The 980-nt window shown below is 49.4% G+C and carries 1 protein-coding gene; it reads left to right on the top strand.

Annotated features, from left to right (window positions below; all coding sequences use genetic code 11):
• A partial coding sequence (locus IDZ20_RS10900; RefSeq protein WP_188151467.1) for an AMP-binding protein occupies positions 1-980 on the top strand: 980 nt, incomplete at both ends.

Genomic DNA, 980 nt, shown 5'->3' with positions numbered 1-980 from the left:
ACCTCCGGTTCCACCGGCAAACCAAAAGGTGTGCAGCTTTCACATCGCAGTTTGGTTAACTTCCTTTGTTCAATGCAAAAACAACCGGGAATAAAAGCTAGCGATAGTCTGCTCGCATTGACCACCATTTGTTTTGACATTGCCGCTCTAGAAATTTTCTTACCCTTACTTTTCGGCGCGCGAGTTGTTATTCGCAATCGCGAAACTTCCATGTTGCCGGATCGCATCGTCGCGACACTCGAAGATCAAAAGGTCACCATCATGCAAGCCACGCCAGTGACCTGGCGAATGTTAATTGAACACGGTTGGCAGGGTGAACCGAAGATAAAAATATTGTGTGGCGGCGAAGCTATGGGCTTAGATCTCGCCGAAAATTTGTTAGCGACCGGCTGCGAAGTGTGGAACCTCTACGGGCCTACTGAAACCACTATTTGGTCCTCGGTGAAACAGGTGTGTGAAAAAGAAGACGCGCTGTATGTCGGCCTGCCAATAGCTAACACTGACTTTTATATCTTTTCTGAACAACAAACCTTGCAGCCAATCGGCGTGCCGGGTGAGTTAATGATTGGCGGCGACGGTTTAGCGCGCGGCTATTTTAATCGCCCCGAGCTTACCGCCGAGAAATTTATCGTCAGCCCCTTAGACAGCCGCAAACGCCTGTATCGAACCGGTGATTTAGCGCAACGCAAAGCGGATGGGTCGATCGAATTCTTGGGTCGTATCGACAACCAAGTAAAAATACGCGGGTTCCGTATTGAGTTGGGCGAAATTGAAACACGGCTTTCTGCACACGCGGCTATTGGCCAGTGTGTGACGATTGCCCGTGAAGACGAGCCGGGTAATAAAAAATTAGTGGCTTATTATATTGCTGCCGAAGGCGAGGCCGTTGAGCCAGATGCATTGCGTGCCTATTTAAAAGAAAGCTTGCCGGACTACATGATCCCTGCGCACTTTGTGTGTTTGCCTTCATTTCCGCAAAC

The organism is Teredinibacter waterburyi, from assembly GCF_001922985.1.
Taxonomy (GTDB): domain Bacteria; phylum Pseudomonadota; class Gammaproteobacteria; order Pseudomonadales; family Cellvibrionaceae; genus Teredinibacter; species Teredinibacter waterburyi.
Note: the sequence above shows the minus strand (reverse complement) of the source record. Positions and strands in the feature narration are given on the sequence as shown.